Genomic DNA, 20,778 nt, shown 5'->3' on the forward strand with positions numbered 1-20,778 from the left:
CGGTTCAGCGATTAAAATCAAGAGAAAATAAAAAAGACACGCACAAATGCGTATCCGTGAAAATCTAAACATCCGCCGGACTGCTTTCCGCGCTCCAGCTTTTTCTCCAGTAATAGCCTGCGGCAAGCACGAGCGCAAACGCCAGCAGTGCGATACAGGAAAATGTAATAAATCCGATAGCATATGAGCCTGTCATCTGTTTTAGCGATCCTAAGATGTTCGGCAGGAAAAAACCTCCTATGCCGCCGGCCGCGCCGACGATTCCCGTCACCATACCGATTTCTTTGCGGAAGCGCTGCGGCACGAGCTGGAATACTGCCCCGTTGCCCATTCCGAGCCCCATCATGCCGACAAACAAAAGAACGATGACCATCGAAAGAGACGGCAGGCTGCTGACCCCGGCCATGCACAGGGCCACGATGACAAACAATACAGAAAGCACTTTTGTGCCGCCGACACGATCTGAAATCCAGCCCCCGACAGGCCGAAAAAAACTTCCCGCCGCCACACATAATGTAACGAAATCGCCCGCGTGAATTTTTGACAGCTGGTATTGATCGACAAAGAAAATAGATAAAAAGCTTGATAGTCCGACAAATCCCCCGAATGTGACGCTGTACAGCAGGCAGAAAAACCATGTTTCCTTCTGCCCGAACACATGCAGGTAGTTTTTGAGCGGCTGCGGCGCCGGCTGTGCAGGAGAATCCTTTGCCATGGATACAAAAAGAATAAAGACGATCAGCAAAGGAATAAGCGCAATTCCCATGACAATGTGCCAGCCGAACTGCTCCGCAAGACGCGGGCCAAACAGGGTTGCAAACAAAGTGCCGCTGTTCCCCGCGCCAGCGATCCCCATCGCAAGCCCCTGCAAATGAGGCGGATACCACCGGCTTGCCATAGGCAGCGCAACCGCAAAGCTTGCCCCCGCCACGCCAAGCAGAATCCCGATGGCATACAGCTCAGGCAGCGAACGGCCGCCAAATGTCCCCCACAGCAGCGGAATCATTGTCACCAGCATCCCGACCACTGCCGTTTTTTTCGGTCCGATTCTATCCGTTAAAATACCGAGAAGGATACGAAACACAGATCCTGCTAAAATCGGCACGGCCACCACAAGCCCTTTCTCAAAAGGAGACAGGACAAAATCCTGAGAAATATAAACCCCCAGTGCCCCAAGCATAACCCATATCATAAAACTCACATCAAAGTATAAAAAGGAACAGAGTAAAGTGAGTGGATGACCGCTGGTTTTCAGTTCCGACAGCTTCATAAGATTCCCCTTTCTTAACCCTAAATTATTTTAATTTTCTGAATTAATAATATATGATCGATTTTTTCTGGAAAAGACATGTGTAAGTTTTTGTGACACGTTTAATGCGTTAACAAAGCATTTTGACATAATTTTAAATAAGAGAAAACTTACACGCTGCAATAAAGGAGGTCTGGTACATGAAGAAACAAAGACTGGTGTTGGCAGGAAACGGAATGGCCGGCATCCGCTGTATTGAAGAAGTCTTAAAGCTGAATCGCCAAATGTTTGAGATTGTCATTTTCGGAAGCGAACCGCATCCCAACTACAATCGCATTCTCTTATCCTCTGTTTTGCAGGGGGTGGCGTCACTCGATGACATTACACTGAACAGCAAGGATTGGTACGCCAAGCACGGGATTACCCTTTACGCGGGCGAAACGGTTGTTCAAATTGATACAGATCAGCAGCTGGTCATCACGGATCGCAAACGAACCCTTTCTTATGACAAACTCATTCTGGCAACAGGCTCCTCCCCCCATATTCTCCCCATTCCCGGGGCGGACAAAGAAGGCGTCTATGGATTTCGAACAATAGAAGACTGCCAAGCGTTGATGAGTATGGCCGAACACCATCAAAAAGCAGCGGTGATCGGAGCCGGCTTATTAGGGCTGGAAGCTGCAGTCGGATTAAAGCATCTCGGCATGGATGTCAGCGTCATTCACCACTCCTCCGCCATCATGCAAAAACAGCTCGATCACACCGCGTCGCGGCTGCTGCAGACGGAGCTGGAACGGAAAGGCTTAACCTTTCTTTTGGAGAAAGATACCGTATCTATTTCTGGTGCCGCGCGGGCAGACGGCATCCGTTTTAAAGACGGCTCTTCACTGAAAGCAGACTTGATTGTGATGGCGGCTGGCGTGAGGCCAAATATTGAATTGGCTGTATCCGCCGGAATCAAAGTGAACCGCGGGATCATCGTAAATGACTGCATGCAGGCGAGCGAACCGAATGTGTATGCCGTCGGGGAATGCGCCGAGCATAACCGAACGGTGTACGGCTTGGCGGCACCCCTTTATGAACAGGGAAACGTTCTCGCCAAACATATTTGCGGCGTTCCATGCGAAGGATATCAAGGCTCATCACCATCTGCCGCTTTAAAAATAGCCGGAATTGATGTGTGGTCAGCCGGAAAGGTTCACGAAGATGAACGCACGACGAGTATTAACATCTACGATGAACAAGCAGGCATCTATAAAAAAGCACTCTTTGAGGATGACAAACCGGCCGGCGTTATTTTGTTCGGAGACACACGTGACAAGCAGCGGCTTCTCGACAGCCTGCTCAAACAACGAGATATCTCCATAGTCAAAAAGCAGATCATCGAACCGGAGAAAACCGGCAGATTATTTGAATCCATGCCTTCCAGTGAAACGATTTGCCAATGCAGCTCAGTGACTAAAGGCGCGATTGAAGAAGCGGTGCACACGAAAGGCTTAACAACAGTTGAGGAAGTCAAACACTGTACCAACGCAGCCGGCTCCTGCGGAGGATGCAAGCCGCTCGTTGAAGACTTTTTGAGGTACATGGGCAGCGGCGAATATACAGAGCCCGCCGATACACTTGCATTTTGCGGATGCACCGATTTGACGGAAGACGACATCATTGCTGAGCTTCAGCGCAGACCATTCACTGATCCTGCAGAAGCGATGAGCCAGCTTGGCTGGAAAACGAAAAACGGCTGCCGCAAATGTGTCCCGGCGATTCAATACTATCTGGAAAAGCTGCATGCCGGTTTTGTTCAGCCGGAATCATCCTCAGAAGACACATGCATCCTCATTCCGCAATTGTACGGCGGGATGACAAACGCGGAGCAGCTAAGAAATATCGCCGACATCATCGAGACATACAGCATCCCTGACGTATCCATCACTCATAGCCAAAGACTGAAGCTTGCCGGGATCAAGCCGGCGGAGCTCCCGAACATTAAAAAAGACCTGAAAATGCCCGTTTGCACCAATGAACACCCCCGCACGCTGCAAAGTGTCAAAGCATGTACATGCGGGCAAAACCGGTCGATTCAGCAGCTGGCAGCCCAGATTGAAAGACATCTTGAGATGCTTTCCATGCCCGCTTCCATGTCTATCAGCTTATCATGTGAAACAGACTGCACCGATGCCGCCATACAAGATGTCGGCGCGATTCGAACGCAAGCTGGCTGGGACATTTACATCGGCGGCGTCCGGGGAACTCATGCCCGTTCCGGAGCTCTTTTTTGTGTGACAGACAGCGCAGACAGCACTGCCGGCATGATCAAAGGACTGGTTCAGTATTACCGTGAAACGGCTCATTACTTAGAAGCCGTTCATCAGTGGATGGACCGTCTCGGGATCGTTCATATCAGAGAAGTGCTATTTGAAGAGGACCTTAGGACACAGCTGCTGGAAAACCTCCAAACAGACCTGTCACTGATTCAAAACCCGCCTATACAGGCTGGCGCACATAAGAAAGGATGAGGCATTTTGACTGAACGACTGCTTAAATATTTCCGTGATAAACAGCAAGACATCCAATCAGAAAAAACGTATGACACCCAATGTCCGTTTTGCAGCATGCAGTGCAAAATGCAGCTTGTGGAACAAACCATCGTCACACGGAAAAAGTACACAGCGATCGGGATTGATAATCCTACGACACAGGGCCGGTTATGCATGAAGGGCATGAACGCCCACCAGCATGCCCTGAACTCCTCCCGCATCACCCGGCCGCTGCTGAAGAAAAGCGGCGAATTTCTGCCTGTTTCCTGGGAAGAAGCACTGAATCACATCAAAGACCAAGTGACGATGATCCAAAACGAACACGGCCATGACGCCCTGGCTGTATACGGAAGCGCCTCAATTACGAATGAAGAGGCGTATTTGTTAGGGAAGTTCGCACGGGTTGGCTTACAGACAAAATACATCGACTACAATGGGAGGCTATGTATGTCCGCCGCAGCAACCGCAGCCAACCAAACATTCGGCGCGGACAGAGGCTTAACGAATCCCTTATCAGACATTCCCCACACCCGTGTGATCATTCTGGCCGGCACCAATATTGCGGAATGCCAGCCTACGATGATGCCGTACTTTGAAAAAGCGAAAGAAAACGGCGCTTACATCATTGCTATTGATCCGCGCGAAACAGCGACGACGAAAATCGCCGATCTTCATCTGAAAATCAAGCCCGGCACAGACGCTGCCCTTGCCAACGGTCTCGTCAAAATCATCATCGACGAACAGCTCGCAAACGAACATTTCATTCGATCACGAACAAATGGTTTCGAGGAGCTGAGGAAGCATACTAACGCGTTGAGCCTGAATGAGATCGCCGAACAGACGAGTGTCCCGCTGGCGCACATGCGAAAAGCCGCTGTAAAGTTTGCGAAAGAAACGTCCGGCATGCTCTTTACAGCCCGCGGGATTGAACAGCAAACCGATGGAACAGCGGCTGTAAAGGGCTTTTTAAACATGGTGCTGATCACAGGAAAAATCGGCAAACCTTATTCGGGCTACGGGGCGATCACCGGACAAGGCAACGGACAAGGCGCAAGAGAGCATGGACAAAAAGCCGATCAGCTTCCGGGCTACCGTTCTATCGAAAATGAACAACACCGTGCGCATATTGCGAAAGTGTGGGGAATCCATCAGGATGAACTCCCTCGAAAAGGTGTCTCGGCCTATGAAATGATGGAAAAAATCAATGACGGCGACATCAAAGGACTATTCCTTATGTGCTCCAACCCAGCTGTCTCCAGCCCAAATGCAAATCTCGTCAAAAAAGCTCTGAGAAAACTGACATTCTTTGTTGCGATCGATTTGTTTATGTCTGAGTCTGCGAAATACGCAGATGTGATTTTGCCCGCCTCCTCTTATTTAGAAGATGAGGGCACCATGACAAATGTCGAAGGCCGCGTGACATTAAGAGAAGCAACCCGGCCATGTCCCGGTGAAACAAAGCATGATTGGCAGATTATTTGTGATATCGCATCCGCTCTCGGGAAAGGCCGCTACTTTTCTTACACGTCAACTAAGGATATTTTTAATGAATTGAGAAAAGCGAGCCGAGGCGGGATTGCCGATTATTCAGGCATCACATATGACAGGATCAGACGTGAAGGCGGCATTCATTGGCCATGTCCGGAACCTGATCACCCCGGAACAGGACGCTTGTTTGCGGACTCATTTGCCCATCCGGATCAAAAAGCGGCACTAAGTGTGATTCCAAACGAATCGGCCGTTCCAAAAGAGAAGCCGACAGCCGATTATCCGCTTTATTTAACGACAGGCCGAGTCATGTCTCACTACTTAACAGGCGTTCAAACGAGAAAAAGCGCCGCCCTTGCCGCGAGACATTTTGAATCATTTATGGAAATCCACCCGCAAACTGCGGCATCCTTCCATATCGAAGACCGTGTGCTCGTAAAAATAGAATCACCGCGTGGAAGCATCACCGTCCGCAGCAAATTATCGGAACAAATCAGAAAAGACACCGTTTTTGTCCCCATCCACTGGGCAGACGCTCAAAATGTGAATGATTTAATCGGAGAAGCCTTAGATCCTGCCTGTAAAATGCCCGGTTTTAAAGTATGCGCCGTCCGAATCAGACCTATTTAATTTTTCATAAAATTTTTAGAACTTTTCGTATATTTTGTTACATTTTATAACATGCATCTTAAATATTTCTTTTTGCTGTGCTACGCTGGAAAAAACATTGATAAGGAGCGGATCATCTGATGGAAAAAAAACAACTAGTTCTTGTTGGAAACGGAATGGCCGGGGTAAGGGCCATTGAAGAGATACTGAGTATTGCAAAAGACGAGTTTCAGATCACAATTTTCGGTGCCGAACCGCATCCCAATTACAACCGAATCCTTTTGTCAAAAGTGCTTCAAGGCGATACCGACATTAAAGATATTACGTTAAACGATTGGGACTGGTACGAAGAAAACAATATTCAATTGTATACAAATGAAACAGTCATCAAGGTGGACCCGGAAAACAAAACGGTCATCACAGATGCAGACAGAATCCAGCCTTATGACGAATTGATTCTGGCGACAGGCTCTGTCCCTTTTATCCTTCCGATTCCGGGCGCAGACAAAAAAGGCGTCACGGCTTTCCGGGACATAAAAGATACAGACACGATGCTCGCCGCGTCAAAACAATATAAAAAAGCAGCCGTCATCGGCGGAGGCCTGCTCGGTTTAGAAGCCGCCCGCGGACTGCTGAATCTCGGCATGGAGGTATCCGTCATCCACCTCGCGCCATTCCTGATGGAACGACAGCTTGATGCAGCAGCGGGACGCTTGTTGCAAAACGAGCTAGAAAAACAAGGAATGACATTCTTGCTTGAAAAACAAACCGAAGAGATTATCGGTGATGACCGTGTTGAAGGCCTCCGCTTCACAGACGGAACAAGCATTGAAGCTGATTTAGTCGTCATGGCCGTAGGCATCCGCCCGAATACAGCGCTCGGAGCTGAAAGCGGCATTCCGGTGAACCGCGGAATCATCGTCAACGATTATATGGAAACTGAAATCCCGCACATTTATGCGGTCGGCGAATGCGCTGAGCATCGGGGGATCGCATACGGACTCGTGGCGCCGCTCTATGAACAGGCAAAAGTGCTGGCGAAGCATATTTGCGGCATCGAAACAAAACCGTATGAAGGCTCCGTTCTCTCCACTCAGTTAAAGGTATCAGGCGTCGAGGTCTTCTCTGCCGGTGACTTTGATGAATCAGAGGAGAAAAAAGCAGTTAAAGTCTTCGATGAGCAGGACGGCATCTATAAAAAAATCGTCCTGAGGGGCAATCAAATTGTCGGTGCTGTTTTATTCGGCGACAGCAGCGAAGGCAATCGCCTGTTTTCTATGATTCAAAAAGAAGCCGACATCACTGAAACCTCTAAAATATCAATCTTACAGCCTCTCAACCAAGAAGCAGGCACAAGCATGACCGCAGCGATGAGCGACGATGAAATCATCTGCGGCTGTAACGGCGTGTCAAAAGGTGCGATTATTCAAGCCATACATGAAAAAGGCTGCTCGTCAACGGATGAGATCAAAGCATGCACAGGTGCATCCCGCTCATGCGGAGGCTGTAAGCCGCTCGTAGAAGAAATCCTCCAGCATACGCTCGGATCTGACTTTGATGCGTCAGCGCAAAAAGAAGCGATTTGCGGCTGCACGACATTGTCGAGAGATGAAATCGTAGAAGAAATCAAAGCCAAAGGGCTGTCACATACAAGAGAAATCATGAACGTGCTCGGCTGGAAAACGCCAGAAGGCTGTTCCAAATGCCGGCCGGCCCTGAACTACTACCTAGGCATGATCAATCCAACCAAATACGAGGATGAACGAACATCCCGCTTTGTTAACGAACGAATGCACGCCAATATTCAAAAAGACGGAACATATTCAGTCGTGCCACGGATGTACGGCGGTGTGACCAATTCCAAAGATCTGCGCAAGATCGCCGATGTCGTCGACAAATATGAGATCCCGCTCGTTAAAATGACCGGCGGCCAGCGGATTGATCTCATCGGCGTGAAAAAAGAAGACCTTCCGAGGGTATGGAAAGATCTCGATATGCCGTCAGGCTACGCGTACGGGAAAACGCTCCGCACAGTAAAAACGTGCGTAGGCGAGCAATTCTGCCGCTTCGGCACGCAAGACTCCATGGCACTGGGCATTGCGCTTGAGAAAAAATTCGAAGGGCTGAACACGCCTCATAAAGTGAAAATGGCCGTGTCTGCCTGCCCGCGAAACTGTGCGGAATCGGGCATTAAGGACCTTGGCGTTGTCGGCATTGACGGAGGCTGGGAGCTTTATGTCGGCGGAAACGGCGGAACTCATTTACGTGCCGGCGATTTGCTGATGAAGGTGAAAACAAATGAAGAAGTCTTAGAATACGCAGGCGCTTATCTGCAATACTACCGCGAAACTGCAAACTATCTGGAGCGTACATCCGCATGGCTTGAGCGCGTCGGTTTATCCCATGTCCAATCCGTGTTAAATGATCCGGAAAAGCGGCAGGATCTGAACGACCGAATGAATGAAACACTCTCTGTCCACAAGGATCCGTGGAAGGGCTTTTTGGAAAATAAACAAACCTCTAAAGAATTATTTGAAAACGTCGTGACCACATCATAATGACAAAAAACAAACATAAAGGAGGAATGAACATGGCAAACAAAGGCGCAACAAAAGTATGGATCGGAAAAATTGAAGAATTGCCTGAACAATTAGGCAAAACAGTGTATATTGAAGATAAGGAACTCGCGGTTTTTAAGCTTTCAAACGGAAGCGTCCGCGCCATTGAAAACCGCTGTCCGCACAAGGGCGGCGTTCTGGCGGAAGGTATCGTCAGCGGCGAATATGTTTTCTGCCCGATGCACGACTGGAAAATCTCCTTAGAAGACGGAATCGTCCAAGCACCGGATCACGGATGCGTCAAAACATACGAAACGCTGATCGAAGGAGAACATGTTTATCTCGTATATTGATCAAAAGACCGGATCACTTTTCAAGTGATCCTTCATTTTTACAGTGACGGAAGGATGACATGACATGAAGAACGGAATCGTATATTTCGTGGGAGCAGGCCCCGGCGATCCGGGGCTGCTCACCATCAAAGGGAAACAGGCGCTGGAGAAAGCAGATGTTATTTTATATGACCGGCTCGCCAACCCAAAGCTGCTCGAATTCGCATCACCAGACTGCCAATTTATTTATTGCGGAAAACTGCCAGACCGCCATTTTATGAAACAAAGAGAAATTAATGCCCTGCTGGTTGAAAAAGCATCAAAAGGATTAACCGTCGTCCGTTTGAAAGGCGGAGATCCGAGCGTATTCGGCAGAGTCGGCGAGGAAGCAGATGCTCTCTATGAGCACGGCATCCGCTATGAAATGGTGCCGGGTATCACCTCCGGAATTGCAGCGCCGTTATATGCGGGCATCCCCGTCACGCATCGGGATTTCGCATCATCTTTTGCCATGATTACAGCACATGATAAATCATTAAAAGGAACGCCGAATCTCGATTGGGAAGGACTTGCCAGAAGCGTTCAAACCCTTGTCTTTTACATGGGCGTTAAGAATTTGTCTTATATTTGCCAGCAGCTCATTGCGTACGGAAAATCTCCTTCCGTTCCTGTCATTGTGGTCCAATGGGGAACGTGGGGCCGCCAGCGGAGTGTGAAAGGCTCGCTTGAGAACATTCAGCAAAAAATACAGGAACACCAGATCACAAACCCTGCGATTATCGTCATCGGGGATATCGTCAATTTTCAAACACACAGCTGGTTTGAAAGCAAACCGCTCATTGGCCAGCACATGATGGTCGTCACTCATGGCGATGATGAAGACCCGCTTGCAGACAAGCTGCGCGATTCCGGTGCCGATGTCATCGAATGGCCGAAATGGCGGACCGAAAACATGCCTGTCAACGAAGAGATTCTTCGAAAGATCGGCACCTTTGAAGACATTGTTTTCACATCGCGCCGTGCGGTTTGTGAATTTTTCCAAGCGATGGCATCCAAGAAAATCGACGTCCGCCAGCTGACAGCCCGACTGAGTTCGGCATCTGAACAAGCAGTGACAGAGCTTGCAAAACGGGGTTTACTCGTCTCCGCCATTCAGCCTGATTCAGAAAAGCGTCTTGTTGTCGGGAGCCGTCATGCAGTGGAAAACATGCAGAAGCATGAGTCCTGTACGTTTTATATCACCCATGAAAACGTCATAGATGACCGGTTCACCCACATGATTCAGCGAACCATCAGTGAATCTCCGCTGCATATGGTCATTTGCCCGAGCAAACCGTCCGTTCAGCAATTGATCAGCGCAGGCAAACAAATTGGCATTTCGCTGGAACCATCAGCAAGCCGACCTCCCATCGTCTGCATAGGCGATGACACAGCTGCCGGGGCTTATGGATTCACAGCGGTCCGAGATCAGGATGAAGTGTTTGCTTTCATTCAGAATCAACAGGCGGAAAAAAAACTTCTTCACAACTGATTGCGGCAGCCCTTTTCTTAAGGGCTGTTCAGCGTGTCGACAAACCCTCGCATTCGCTGTGCTCCAATGCTCGTCCTTCCTAGACTTCAAGGGTTTTCAATCACGCTGAAAAGATGACAAAGTTATACGTTTTATGACTTTGTCAACAATTTGAGCAGCCCTTTTCTTAAGGGCTGTTTTATTTATGCACCAATTTTTTGTGATGGGTTGAATACATCGCCATATTCTCAGCCTTAGGGTCCAAATAAGCCTTCGCGCTGTTGACCGCTGTCGGACCTTCGGTAAAGCCGCCGGCAATCAATCTCAGCTTACTTTCATAAAAAGCCGCGTCACCCGCCACAAACACACCCGGAAGATTCGTCCGCATATGTCTGTCAGCTTTCACCCTGCCTTCTTCAATCTCCAGCCCCCACTCCTTCATTGGCCCGAAATCAATTTTGAAGCCATGATTAATGATCAGCTCGTCAACCTCTATGTCTTCACTCCGGCCAGACGCATTATGACAAACAGTCACGCTTTGGATACGCTCCTCGTCGCCGCTCAGCTGCTCCAGACGATAAGGAGTGAGCACCCGCACCGATGATTGCTTCATCTTCGTCACACTGCTTTCCATTCCGCCGAATTCCTCACGCCGGTGAACGACAGTCACAGAAGCCGCAATCGGTTCCAGCTCATTAGCCCAATCGACCGCAGTATCTCCGCCGCCTGAAATCACGACCCGCTTGCCTTTAAACGCATCAAGCTTCTCCACTCCATAATGAAGATTTTTGCCCGCATACCGGGTTGCATCCTCACTGTCAAACTCATTGACCTCAAGCGTTCCCATGCCGACAGCTAAAATCACGGTACGTGTATAATGCTTTTCTCCTTCAGAGCTTGTCAGCGCAATGGTGCCGTCTTCCAAGCGTTCAAATCCGGTCACACGCTGATTCAGCACGATGTCAGGATCAAACGTCGCCGCCTGCTCCTTCAGCTGCTCGATCAGCTGCTTTCCCGCAATCACCGGTATTCCGCCGATATCCCGAATGATTTTCTCAGGAAAGAATAAAGATACCTTCCCTCCGAGCTGCGGCAAAAATTCGATTACTTTCGTTTTCAGCTCCCGCATCCCGCAGTAAAAAGCCGTAAACAGCCCGATCGGCCCTCCGCCTATAATTGTGACGTCATACACCTGTTGATTCTCAGCCATCCGTACTGCCTCCCGTTCACATCTATATCAAAATCATTTTAATTGAGAATGAATATCAATAAAAAGTATATCATATTTCACGAGCCTGTGTTTATTCATTTCTGCTCCTTGTGATAAATTGTTGAAAACCCTATAATAGGCAGAAAAACAAATGGGAGAAACAGATGAAAAGACGAGTTGAAACGATCACTTTCGAAGGACATACACTAGAATATTCTGTTACAGGCAAGGGAGCTCCCATTCTTGTCATGCATGGCGGGCATTCAAATTGTTATGAGGAATTCGGGTACACGGCGCTGATTGAGCATGGGTATTCCATCATCACGCCTTCAAGGCCCGGTTACGGACGAACGTCAAAAGAGATTGGAAAAAGTCTTGCTGACGCCTGCCGTTTCTATGTAAAACTATTAGATCATTTACAAATCGACAGTGTCCATGTCATAGCCATCTCAGCAGGAGGGCCGAGCGGCATAAGCTTTGCCTCACAATATCCGGAAAGGGTGAACACTCTGACCCTGCAATCCGCGGTCACCAAAGAATGGCTCACTCCAAAAGACATTGAATATAAAATGGGGAGAATCCTCTTCCGCCCGCCATTGGAAAAGCGGATATGGAAGCTGATTTCTTATTTGAATAACGCCTTCCCGCGTTTGATGTTTCAAGCCATGAGCCCGCAATTCAGCACGCTTTCGTTTCAGAGAATCAAGACCATGATGGATGAAAAAGACATTGAAGCATTTCGGAAAATGAACAGCCGGCAGCGCTCCGGTGACGGATTTCTGCTAGACTTGTCACAAACCGCCGCTATCTCTTCAAAGGAGCTGCATGCCATCTCGTGCCCCGTATTGATTATGCAAAGTGTTTATGATGGTTTTATCGACAAGTCACATGCACATTATGCAAAAAAACACATTCCTGGCGCTGTTCTCTGTTTGCTTCACTCATGGGGACACCTGATTTGGCTCGGGAAAGGCGCTGCTGAAACAGATAGAATCATATTCGAATTTTTAGAATCCTAAACAAAGTGAAACAAGTTTTCCTCCTTCTCCGTCAAACAAGCAGTGCCTTTTTTCTGGTATGATAAAAGGCAGCTTAACATGAGCGGAGGTTTTATTGTGACAGCACAATCATCTTTTCTTCAGCTGAATTCTATTTTTATCAGCATTTTAATAGAAGCCATTCCGTTTATTCTGATCGGCGTCATCCTTTCCGGAATCATTCAAATGTTTGTTTCTGAAGAAATGATTGCAAGGATCATGCCAAAGAACCGCTTTCTCGCCGTTTTATTCGGTGCGCTGGCCGGTGTATTATTTCCCGCCTGCGAGTGCGGCATTATCCCGATTACGAGGCGGCTTCTGTTAAAGGGGGTTCCTCTGCATGCGGGCGTTGCTTTCATGCTGACCGCGCCGATCATCAATCCTATCGTCTTATTTTCTACTTTTATTGCGTTCGGGAACAGATGGAGCGTTGTCTTTTATCGGGGCGGACTGGCGCTCGCGGTTTCGGTGATCATTGGGATTATCTTATCCTATCAATTTAAAGATAACCAGCTTTTAAAGCCTCATGAACCCGGGCATCACCACCATCATCACCACACCCTGCTGCAAAAGCTGGGAGGGACCTTGCGTCATGCCATTGAAGAATTTTTCTCCGTGGGAAAATATTTAATTATCGGCGCCTTTATCGCAGCCGCTATGCAGACGTATGTCAAAACATCCACTCTGCTTGCGATCGGGCAGAATGATGTATCCTCTTCCCTTGTGATGATGGGGCTGGCGTTTGTCTTGTCGCTCTGTTCAGAAGTTGATGCGTTCATCGCGTCTTCCTTCAGCAGCACATTTTCATTAGGATCGTTAATCGCCTTTCTCGTCTTTGGTGCGATGGTGGATATTAAGAATCTATTGATGATGCTTGCGGCCTTCAAAAAACGATTTGTTTTCCTGCTGATTACGTACATTGTCGTGCTCGTCTTAGCGGGATCACTACTGGTAAAGGGGTGATTGGATGTTTCGTCTATTGGTGCTGATGGGATTTACGTTTTTCTTTTATCATCTGCATGCCTCAGGAAATCTTACAAAATATATCAATATGAAATATGCCTATCTTTCCTTTATTGCGATCTTCCTGCTGGCCATACTGACAGCCGTTCAAGCATATGTATTTATCAAGTCGCCTGAAAAAGGCGGGCATAATCATGATTGCGGATGCGGCCATGATCACGAGCATGAACAAAACAAGCCATTTTATCAGCGTTATTTGATTTATGTTGTTTTTCTTTTCCCTTTGGTGTCGGGTATTTTCTTCCCGATTGCGACGCTTGACTCATCCATTGTCAAAACAAAAGGGTTCTCGTTTAAGGCGATGGAGAGCGGAGACCATTACTCGCAAACACAGTATTTGCGGCCTGATGCCAGCCTTTACTACGCGCAAGACAGCTATGACAAACAGATGAAACAGCTGTTTAAGAAATATTCCAGCAAGAAAGAGATTTCGCTGACCGATGATGATTTCCTAAAAGGCATGGAAACCATATATAACTATCCTGGCGAATTTCTCGGACGGACGATTGATTTTCATGGATTTGCGTATAAAGGAAATGCAATTAACAAAAACCAGCTGTTCGTGTTGAGGTTTGGCGTCATTCACTGTATCGCTGATTCCGGCGTTTACGGGATGCTTGTGGAGTTTCCGAAGGACATCAACATCAAGGATGATGAATGGATTCATATTAAGGGCACGCTGGCCTCAGAATATTATCAGCCTTTCAAATCAACGCTTCCTGTTGTGAAAGTGACCGACTGGAACACCATTAAAAAGCCTGATGATCCTTACGTTTACAGAGGATTTTAAGTGAAGACGAAACCAGTACACGGACTGGTTTCTTTTTTATTTCTTTTTCATCAGCATCAAATCGAGATAGAGCTGGCATCGTGTCCTAAAATCGCTTAAATTAATCGACGTCATTTCAGTAATCTGTTTGATGCGGTAATTCAATGTATTCTGGTGAATAAACAGCTGTTCTGCTGCTGGTTTTGTTTTGCAGTTGTTGAGAAGATAGATTTCCAGCGTTTTCAGCAGCTCGGTGCTGCTTTCTTGGTCTTTCGCTTTTAATAAAGCCAAATCCTTATTCTCGTATTTTAAAAATTTATTTTTCTGTTCAATGCTTTCTAAATAACGGTAAATGCCGAGTTTTGCATATTCATATGGAATGTTTTCCTGATTGCCGGTGATTTCCGCGGCTTTGATCACTTCAAGCGCTTCTGTGTAGCTCTTGCCAAGCTTTAAAAGGTGATCATATTCGTTTCCGATACCGATATAAATAGGGGTGGGAATTCTTTGAAAGTGAAAATGTGTTAACAGCTTGTTAATAAATTCAGAAGCTGCCGAGGAGACGGAGCTTTTTTGGGAAAAACTCGCTACGACGATGACAATATTTGAATCAATCGTTAAGACATGACTGACTTTATCCCGTAAATTTAGGTACGACCTGATATTTTCCTTTAAATCCTCAACCGCTTCCCCATCCCCATTCGCGGCGTGCAGGATGACAACTGAAAACATGGAAGGCAGCACGGTGTTAATCCTTTCGGCTTCCCGTTTGAGTTCCTTCTCAGAGGTAAATTGCTGATAGATCGCCCGTTTGACAAGATCTTCTGCTTTTTCTTCCTTTTCCTGTTTCAGCTTGTTCGTTTTATAAATGATTTTCCCGACATGGAAAGAGGTCTCATACAAAAAGTCGAGTTCTTCTTCCGTCAGATTTTGGTCCAGCTCCTGAACCCAGATGTAGCCCATGACATCCCCTTTGTGTTTCGCACTCACGACCACTCTCTGGTTTAACCCAATGCTTTCAATTTTATTGACGCGAAAAGGCTCAGGTTCTGTTTTCAGTTTTTCAATGACTCCATCCTTCAGAAATCTCTCAAAAATCTGAACCGGGCATTTTTTTGAAAAAATAGTCTGCTGGTTGGCAGAATCAAAATGGTTAATATAGTAAGAATTATAGGCTAACAAAAAGAAATCCGCGCTTTCCAGTATGACTGGTTTTTGCAGTTCATAACTGATGAAGTCAATCAGCTTATCGACATCTGAAAATGAAAAAACTCTCTCTAAAAGCTCTTCCATACCTTTTTCTCCTATACTTTTTTTACTTTAATCATATCCATACGGGGTCTATTTGTATAGAAAAAAAATACGTTTGTTTCCAAAAGAAAAAAACGGCCCGTTTAAAAGGAGAAAAGAGGAAAAAGGGACAGCCCCTTCCTCCTCCTTTCGATCTTTATTGTGACATTGTATCTTGGTAGTCTTTAAACTGGTCTGCGACAGCTTGTGACGGAGCCTGCGTCAATATACTGACGATAAAGACAGATAATAGGCTCGCAGCAAAACCAGGTATGATTTCATACAGAAAATCCGAAAGACCGGCATTCGCCCAAATGATTACAGTTGCTGCTCCCACAATCATGCCGGCGAGTGCCCCCCATTTAGTCATTCGTTTCCAAAACAGACTGAGCAGTACAACCGGCCCGAATGATGCGCCGAAGCCAGCCCACGCGTAGCTAACCAATCCAAGGATCGTATTATTTTTCTCCCAAGCTAGGAATAACGCGATGACAGAAATCACAAGCACAGCCAAACGGCCCAAAAACACCAGCTCTTTATCAGAGGCTGAGCGCCTGAACATCGACTTATACAAATCTTCTACCAAAGAGCTTGATGTCACAAGCAGCTGGGAAGAAATTGTACTCATAATCGCGGCCAAAATAGCTGATATCAGAAAACCTGTAATAATCGGATGGAACAAAATATTCCCTAATTGAATAAAGATCGTCTCTGGGTCCTTCAGTGTCATGCCATTCTGATGGTAATAAGCGATTCCGCCCAAACCGGTCAGCACAGCGCCGACTGCCGACAACATCATCCAGCCCATTCCGATTCTGCGCGCTTTTTTGATCTCTTTGACAGACGTTATTGCCATAAAACGCACAATGATATGCGGCTGTCCAAAGTATCCCAAACCCCATGCAAACAAAGAAATAATGCCAAGGACGCTTGTTCCTTTGAAAATATTAAACATATCTGGATCAACAGACCGGATTTCAGTAACTGCTTCACTTGTTCCTCCCGTGTGGAAAAACGTAACGATCGGAACAAGAATGAGTGCGGCAAACATAATGATCCCCTGAACAAAATCTGTCCAGCTGACTGCCAAAAAGCCGCCAAACAGAGTATATGCCACAACAACACCAGTCACAACCCACAAGCCTGTATGATATTCCATCCCCAAAATACTGTTGAATAAAACACCGCCGGATACCATTCCAGACGAAACATAAAATGTGAAGAAGACTAAAATCACAATCCCTGAAAACAATCTAAGAAGCTTTGTTTGATCTCCGAAGCGGTTTTCTAGGAATCCGGGAATTGTGATGGAATTCCCCGCTTGTTCCGTATAGGTTCTCAGCCGCGGCGCGACGTAGAGCCAGTTCGCCCATGCTCCAAGACAAAGTCCGAACGCAATCCACACACCGCTCAGACCCGTTGAAAACATAGCGCCCGGGAGCCCCATCAGCAGCCAGCCGCTCATATCGGCAGCGCCGGCACTGAGAGCGGTTACGGCCGGTCCCAAAGAGCGTCCTCCCAGCATGTAATCCGTCAGATTCGACGTACGCTTGTAAGCAAAGTAGCCGATCAGCAGCATCCCCGCCATATAAATACAAATCGAAATAATCAGCTGTGTGTTTTCTATGGCACTTCCTCCTCTTTTTTATGGTATATGGATGAAATGGACATCCCCGCAGGGAGGATGCCCATTTAGTCCCGCTTTAGAACATTTCACTGATCGTTTTAGCCTGCATGTGCAGTGCCAAGTAATCCGGCCCGCCTGCTTTTGAATCCGTTCCGGACATTTTGAAGCCGCCGAATGGATGGTAGCCGACGATAGCGCCTGTACAGTTGCGGTTGAAGTACAGGTTCCCGACATGGAATTCCTGTTTCGCACGCTCGATGTTTTTGCGGTCGTTTGTAATAACAGCGCCTGTCAAACCGTACTCAGTATTGTTTGCCACTTCTAAAGCTTCATCAAAGTTTGACACTTTAGAAAATGCAACGACAGGCCCAAAAATTTCTTCCTGCATGAGTCTTGCTTTCGGATCAAGGTCAGCGAAGATCGTCGGTTTGATGAAGTATCCTTTTGAATCGTCACCAGTGCCGCCGCTTACTAAACGCCCTTCCTGTTTTCCGATCTCAATATAGCTCATAATTTTATCATAAGAACCTTGGTCAATGACAGGTCCCATATAAACATCCGCACTGTCAGGTTTTGCTGTCACTTTAGATTCCGTAATTTCAATGACACGCTTCAATACTTGATCATACACTTTTTCATGGACAACTGCACGTGAACCTGCAGAACATTTTTGTCCCGCAAAGCCGAACGCTGACTGGAAGATCGATTGTGCAGCAAGTTCAACATCTGCATCTTCACAAACGACAACTGTATCTTTTCCGCCCATTTCAGCAATAACACGTTTTAAGTGCTGCTGGCCCGGCTGGACTTTCGACGCGCGTTCGAAAATTCTCGTACCAACTTCTCTTGATCCCGTAAATGTGATAAGGCTCGTTTTCGGATGGTCAACAAGGTAGTCACCGACTTCCGCCCCGCTGCCAGGAACGAAGTTGACTACACCTTTCGGCAATCCAGACTCTTCAAGCACTTCAACGAATTTCGCAGCAATGACAGGTGTCGCGCTCGCAGGTTTAAGAACAACTGTATTTCCAGTAACGATCGGCGCCACTGTCGTGCCAGCCATGATCGCAAACAAGAAGTTCCAAGGCGGAATAACAACTGTTACACCAGTCGGCGTGTATACATATTGGTTTTTCTCGCCTTCACGGCTGTTGACAGGTTTGCCTTTTGCCAGTTCGATCATTTGGCGTGCATAATATTCCATAAAGTCGATCGCTTCAGCCGTATCAGCATCTGCCTCGTTCCATGGCTTCCCTGCCTCTTTTACAAGCAAAGCGGAGAATTCATGTTTTCTTCTGCGGACTTTGGCAGCAGCGCGGAAAAGGACAGCAGCTCTTTCTTCCGGAGACGTGTATCTCCAATCCTCGAATGCTTTCGCAGCCGCTTCAATTGCTTGCTCAGCGTGCTCTTGAGAAGCTTTTGACACTCTGCCGACGACTTCTTCTTTATCAGCCGGGTTGATCGAAACGATTTTCGCTTCTGTTTCCACTCTCTCGCCGTTAATGACAAGCGGATAGTCTTTTCCTAAATATTCGCTTACCGTCGCAAGCGCTTTTTTAAACTCTTCTACATTGTTTTGATCCTGGAAATTTGTGAATGGCTCGTGTTTGTAAGGTGTTGTCATGATAATCTCTCCTTTTTTACTTCTTTGTCATTCCTTTGAGAGCAAATGCAATGTTTGACGGACGTTCTGCAAGGCGTCTCATAAAGTAGCCGTACCAATCTTCGCCGTATGGCAGGTAGACTCTCATGTTATAACCTTCTTTTACGAGGCTGAGCTGGGTTTGCGACCGCATGCCGTACAGCATCTGAAATTCAAACTTGTCATTGGCGATGCCATTTTCTTTGGCAAGCTGCTTTGTATAGTCGATCATTTTGTCGTCATGTGTGGCAATCGCTGTATAGTGACCGTTTAAGAGCTGCTTTCGGATGATTTTTTTATAATTTTCATCGACATCGCTTTTCTCCGGGAAAGCTACTTTTTGTGATTCTTTATAAGCTCCTTTTACAAGGCGAAGGAACGGGTTTAAAGAATCCAAATCGTCAATATCACTTTCCGTTCGGTACAGATAGGCTTGCAGCACTGTGCTCACATACTCGTATTTCCTTCTGAAATCCTTGAAAACATCAAGTGTTTTCTGGCATCTGACTTCATCTTCCATGTCGATGGTGACCATGATTTTATGCTTCTCGGCCGTCTGAAGGATTTTCGTCATATTTTCATACACCAGATCCATATCTATATCGAGACCTAAAGACGTCATTTTTAAAGAAACTTGTGAGTTCAGCTGCTGATCCGCAATCGTCGCAATGGTTTGAATGCACTCTTCCGTACGCTCCCGCGCGACCTCTGCGCTGTCTACAAACTCTCCTAAATGATCGACAGTAACTGACAAGCCTTGGCTGTTAAGCTGTCGAATCGTCGGGATTGAACTGTTAAAATCATTCCCTCCGATAATTTTACCCGCTGCTACCCGGCTTCCCCAGTTCTTTGCCATTTTATTGAGAAAGCCGCTTTTGGATAAAAATAAGAAAAAATCTCTTGTGATCACTTCCAACCTCAACACCCCGCAATCTAAGAAGTATTTGTATGAGTTAATTGTAAATGGACAAAACCCACGTTCACAATATTCTCAAAATACAAAGATTCTGATTATTTTTGTGGATTTACCACAATCAGATAGTTAGAAAGTCGGGGAATCGTGTCGAATAAAGGGGAAAAGGAAGCGACAAAAAACATCAGCTTCCTCCATCCTTCCATACTTCTTCAACCGTATTCAAAAGCAAACGATTCAGTTCAGGTGTCATATCCTTTTGTTCTGCTTTCAGCGTTTTTGCTGCTTCCATGATTCTTTCGATTTCCGTTTCAATAAATTGGTGAATAACATGAATTCGCGCTTCAAGATCAAGCTCTTCGCCTCTTCTTTTCCGTTCAAGCAAGATTTCCATTTCTGCCTTCAGCTCAGAATCAGTAACAAGTTCATTCATCAAAACAGTAAAATCCATTGGCGGAATGGTTCCGTGCTTTTCAATCCATTTGCAAGCCAAGATTGGCCGAAGCACGTAGAAATACTTTTTGATTTTGACCTCTTGCCCTTGAAGGTAATCCTTGACGTTCCTTCTCGCCATATTAATATAGTGATACACGCTTGCTTCGGGCTTAAACGCCTCCGTCCGCAGCTTTCTTAGCTTCTCCGCGGTTGTAAATGCTTCGTAATACACAATGTCTGAGGACAACCATTCAAGGAGCGGCGGGTTTGATTTTTTGAAGAGGCGCAGCGTCTTTCTCAGCTCCCAGCCGCTGATATCCAGCAAATCGTGAATCGGTTCCTCAATGACATCACGCTCCTGCTCAATTGAAAAATACCATTCCTTTTTCGGCACATAAATAAAGCGGACATCGTAATCACTGTCCTGGGACGGGAATCCCCAAGCGCGGCTTCCTGATTCAACGGCATATACGATTTTGACTCCGTATGACAGCTCGATTCGTTTTAATTCATCAATGATCCTTTGTTTCATATCTATTCGTCTCCAGT

Annotated in this window: 15 protein-coding genes; 8 read left to right on the forward strand and 7 right to left on the reverse strand. The window is 46.8% G+C overall.

Annotated features, from left to right (window positions below):
- Positions 1 to 64: 64 nt before the first annotated feature.
- Positions 65 to 1,270, reverse strand: coding sequence for a nitrate/nitrite transporter (locus tag ACY3LV_RS03915; protein WP_333561249.1), 1,206 nt, complete (start codon positions 1,268 to 1,270; stop codon positions 65 to 67).
- A 179-nt stretch (positions 1,271 to 1,449) separates the two neighbouring features.
- Between ACY3LV_RS03915 and nirB the strand changes: the two genes are divergently transcribed.
- The 5 genes from nirB (at position 1,450) to cobA (ending at position 10,304) form a co-directional block, all read left to right on the forward strand.
- Positions 1,450 to 3,765: a nitrite reductase large subunit NirB gene (gene nirB, locus ACY3LV_RS03920; protein WP_464863412.1), complete on the forward strand. Its 2,316-nt coding sequence runs from the start codon at positions 1,450 to 1,452 to the stop codon at positions 3,763 to 3,765.
- 6 nt (positions 3,766 to 3,771) lie between these two features.
- The gene (gene nasC / locus ACY3LV_RS03925; RefSeq protein WP_464863413.1) at positions 3,772 to 5,904 is read left to right on the forward strand and encodes an assimilatory nitrate reductase catalytic subunit NasC; all 2,133 of its coding nucleotides are present in this window, start codon (positions 3,772 to 3,774) and stop codon (positions 5,902 to 5,904) included.
- Between the two features lie 119 nt (positions 5,905 to 6,023).
- Positions 6,024 to 8,441, forward strand: a complete 2,418-nt coding sequence (gene nasD / locus ACY3LV_RS03930; protein WP_464863414.1) for an NADPH-nitrite reductase — start codon at positions 6,024 to 6,026, stop codon at positions 8,439 to 8,441.
- Between the two features lie 32 nt (positions 8,442 to 8,473).
- Positions 8,474 to 8,794: a nitrite reductase small subunit NirD gene (gene nirD / locus ACY3LV_RS03935; RefSeq protein WP_464863415.1), complete on the forward strand. Its 321-nt coding sequence runs from the start codon at positions 8,474 to 8,476 to the stop codon at positions 8,792 to 8,794.
- Between the two features lie 64 nt (positions 8,795 to 8,858).
- Positions 8,859 to 10,304 carry a uroporphyrinogen-III C-methyltransferase gene (gene cobA / locus ACY3LV_RS03940; RefSeq protein WP_464863416.1) on the forward strand — a complete coding sequence of 482 codons (1,446 nt, stop codon included), beginning with the start codon at positions 8,859 to 8,861 and terminating at the stop codon, positions 10,302 to 10,304.
- A 178-nt stretch (positions 10,305 to 10,482) separates the two neighbouring features.
- Here the strand turns inward: cobA and ffoR are convergent, their stop codons facing one another.
- Entirely contained in the window at positions 10,483 to 11,493 is a 1,011-nt protein-coding gene (ffoR, locus tag ACY3LV_RS03945; protein WP_464863417.1) for a ferredoxin--NADP(+) reductase, read from the reverse strand.
- A 164-nt stretch (positions 11,494 to 11,657) separates the two neighbouring features.
- Here ffoR and ACY3LV_RS03950 point away from each other — a divergent pair, with 164 nt between their 5' ends.
- From ACY3LV_RS03950 to ACY3LV_RS03960, 3 genes are all read left to right on the forward strand, one after another.
- On the forward strand, positions 11,658 to 12,512 hold the full coding sequence (locus ACY3LV_RS03950) for an alpha/beta fold hydrolase (protein WP_464863418.1): 855 nt from the start codon (positions 11,658 to 11,660) through the stop codon (positions 12,510 to 12,512).
- 96 nt (positions 12,513 to 12,608) lie between these two features.
- The gene (locus tag ACY3LV_RS03955; RefSeq protein WP_333561256.1) at positions 12,609 to 13,493 is read left to right on the forward strand and encodes a permease; all 885 of its coding nucleotides are present in this window, start codon (positions 12,609 to 12,611) and stop codon (positions 13,491 to 13,493) included.
- A 4-nt stretch (positions 13,494 to 13,497) separates the two neighbouring features.
- On the forward strand, positions 13,498 to 14,343 hold the full coding sequence (locus tag ACY3LV_RS03960) for a TIGR03943 family putative permease subunit (protein ID WP_333561257.1): 846 nt from the start codon (positions 13,498 to 13,500) through the stop codon (positions 14,341 to 14,343).
- 36 nt (positions 14,344 to 14,379) lie between these two features.
- Here the strand turns inward: ACY3LV_RS03960 and putR are convergent, their stop codons facing one another.
- The 5 genes from putR to ACY3LV_RS03985 all read right to left on the reverse strand — a co-directional run bounded on the left by putR (position 14,380) and on the right by ACY3LV_RS03985 (position 20,761).
- Complete coding sequence (gene putR, locus ACY3LV_RS03965; RefSeq protein ID WP_087993146.1) at positions 14,380 to 15,615, reverse strand: proline utilization transcriptional regulator PutR; 1,236 nt, start codon at positions 15,613 to 15,615, stop codon at positions 14,380 to 14,382.
- Positions 15,616 to 15,769: 154 nt separating this feature from the next.
- The gene (putP, locus tag ACY3LV_RS03970; RefSeq protein ID WP_087993145.1) at positions 15,770 to 17,224 is read right to left on the reverse strand and encodes a sodium/proline symporter PutP; all 1,455 of its coding nucleotides are present in this window, start codon (positions 17,222 to 17,224) and stop codon (positions 15,770 to 15,772) included.
- Positions 17,225 to 17,315: 91 nt separating this feature from the next.
- Positions 17,316 to 18,863: an L-glutamate gamma-semialdehyde dehydrogenase gene (pruA, locus tag ACY3LV_RS03975; RefSeq protein ID WP_148962934.1), complete on the reverse strand. Its 1,548-nt coding sequence runs from the start codon at positions 18,861 to 18,863 to the stop codon at positions 17,316 to 17,318.
- Between the two features lie 16 nt (positions 18,864 to 18,879).
- Positions 18,880 to 19,791: a proline dehydrogenase PutB gene (gene putB / locus ACY3LV_RS03980; protein WP_087993185.1), complete on the reverse strand. Its 912-nt coding sequence runs from the start codon at positions 19,789 to 19,791 to the stop codon at positions 18,880 to 18,882.
- Between the two features lie 187 nt (positions 19,792 to 19,978).
- Positions 19,979 to 20,761, reverse strand: coding sequence for a nucleotidyltransferase domain-containing protein (locus tag ACY3LV_RS03985; protein ID WP_464863419.1), 783 nt, complete (start codon positions 20,759 to 20,761; stop codon positions 19,979 to 19,981).
- Positions 20,762 to 20,778 lie beyond the last annotated feature (17 nt).

It is taken from the genome of Bacillus sp. 11C (assembly GCF_055486375.1).

Bases quoted from the DNA above. Each gene is read 5' to 3' on its own strand.
- ACY3LV_RS03915 (WP_333561249.1), bottom strand. From the start codon at position 1,270: ATGAAGCTGTCGGAACTGAAAACCAGCGGTCATCCACTCACTTTACTC.
- nirB (WP_464863412.1), top strand. From the start codon at position 1,450: ATGAAGAAACAAAGACTGGTGTTGGCAGGAAACGGAATGGCCGGCATC.
- nasD (WP_464863414.1), top strand. From the start codon at position 6,024: ATGGAAAAAAAACAACTAGTTCTTGTTGGAAACGGAATGGCCGGGGTA.
- nirD (WP_464863415.1), top strand. From the start codon at position 8,474: ATGGCAAACAAAGGCGCAACAAAAGTATGGATCGGAAAAATTGAAGAA.
- cobA (WP_464863416.1), top strand. From the start codon at position 8,859: ATGAAGAACGGAATCGTATATTTCGTGGGAGCAGGCCCCGGCGATCCG.
- ffoR (WP_464863417.1), bottom strand. From the start codon at position 11,493: ATGGCTGAGAATCAACAGGTGTATGACGTCACAATTATAGGCGGAGGG.
- ACY3LV_RS03950 (WP_464863418.1), top strand. From the start codon at position 11,658: ATGAAAAGACGAGTTGAAACGATCACTTTCGAAGGACATACACTAGAA.
- ACY3LV_RS03960 (WP_333561257.1), top strand. From the start codon at position 13,498: ATGTTTCGTCTATTGGTGCTGATGGGATTTACGTTTTTCTTTTATCAT.
- putR (WP_087993146.1), bottom strand. From the start codon at position 15,615: ATGGAAGAGCTTTTAGAGAGAGTTTTTTCATTTTCAGATGTCGATAAG.
- pruA (WP_148962934.1), bottom strand. From the start codon at position 18,863: ATGACAACACCTTACAAACACGAGCCATTCACAAATTTCCAGGATCAA.
- ACY3LV_RS03985 (WP_464863419.1), bottom strand. From the start codon at position 20,761: ATGAAACAAAGGATCATTGATGAATTAAAACGAATCGAGCTGTCATAC.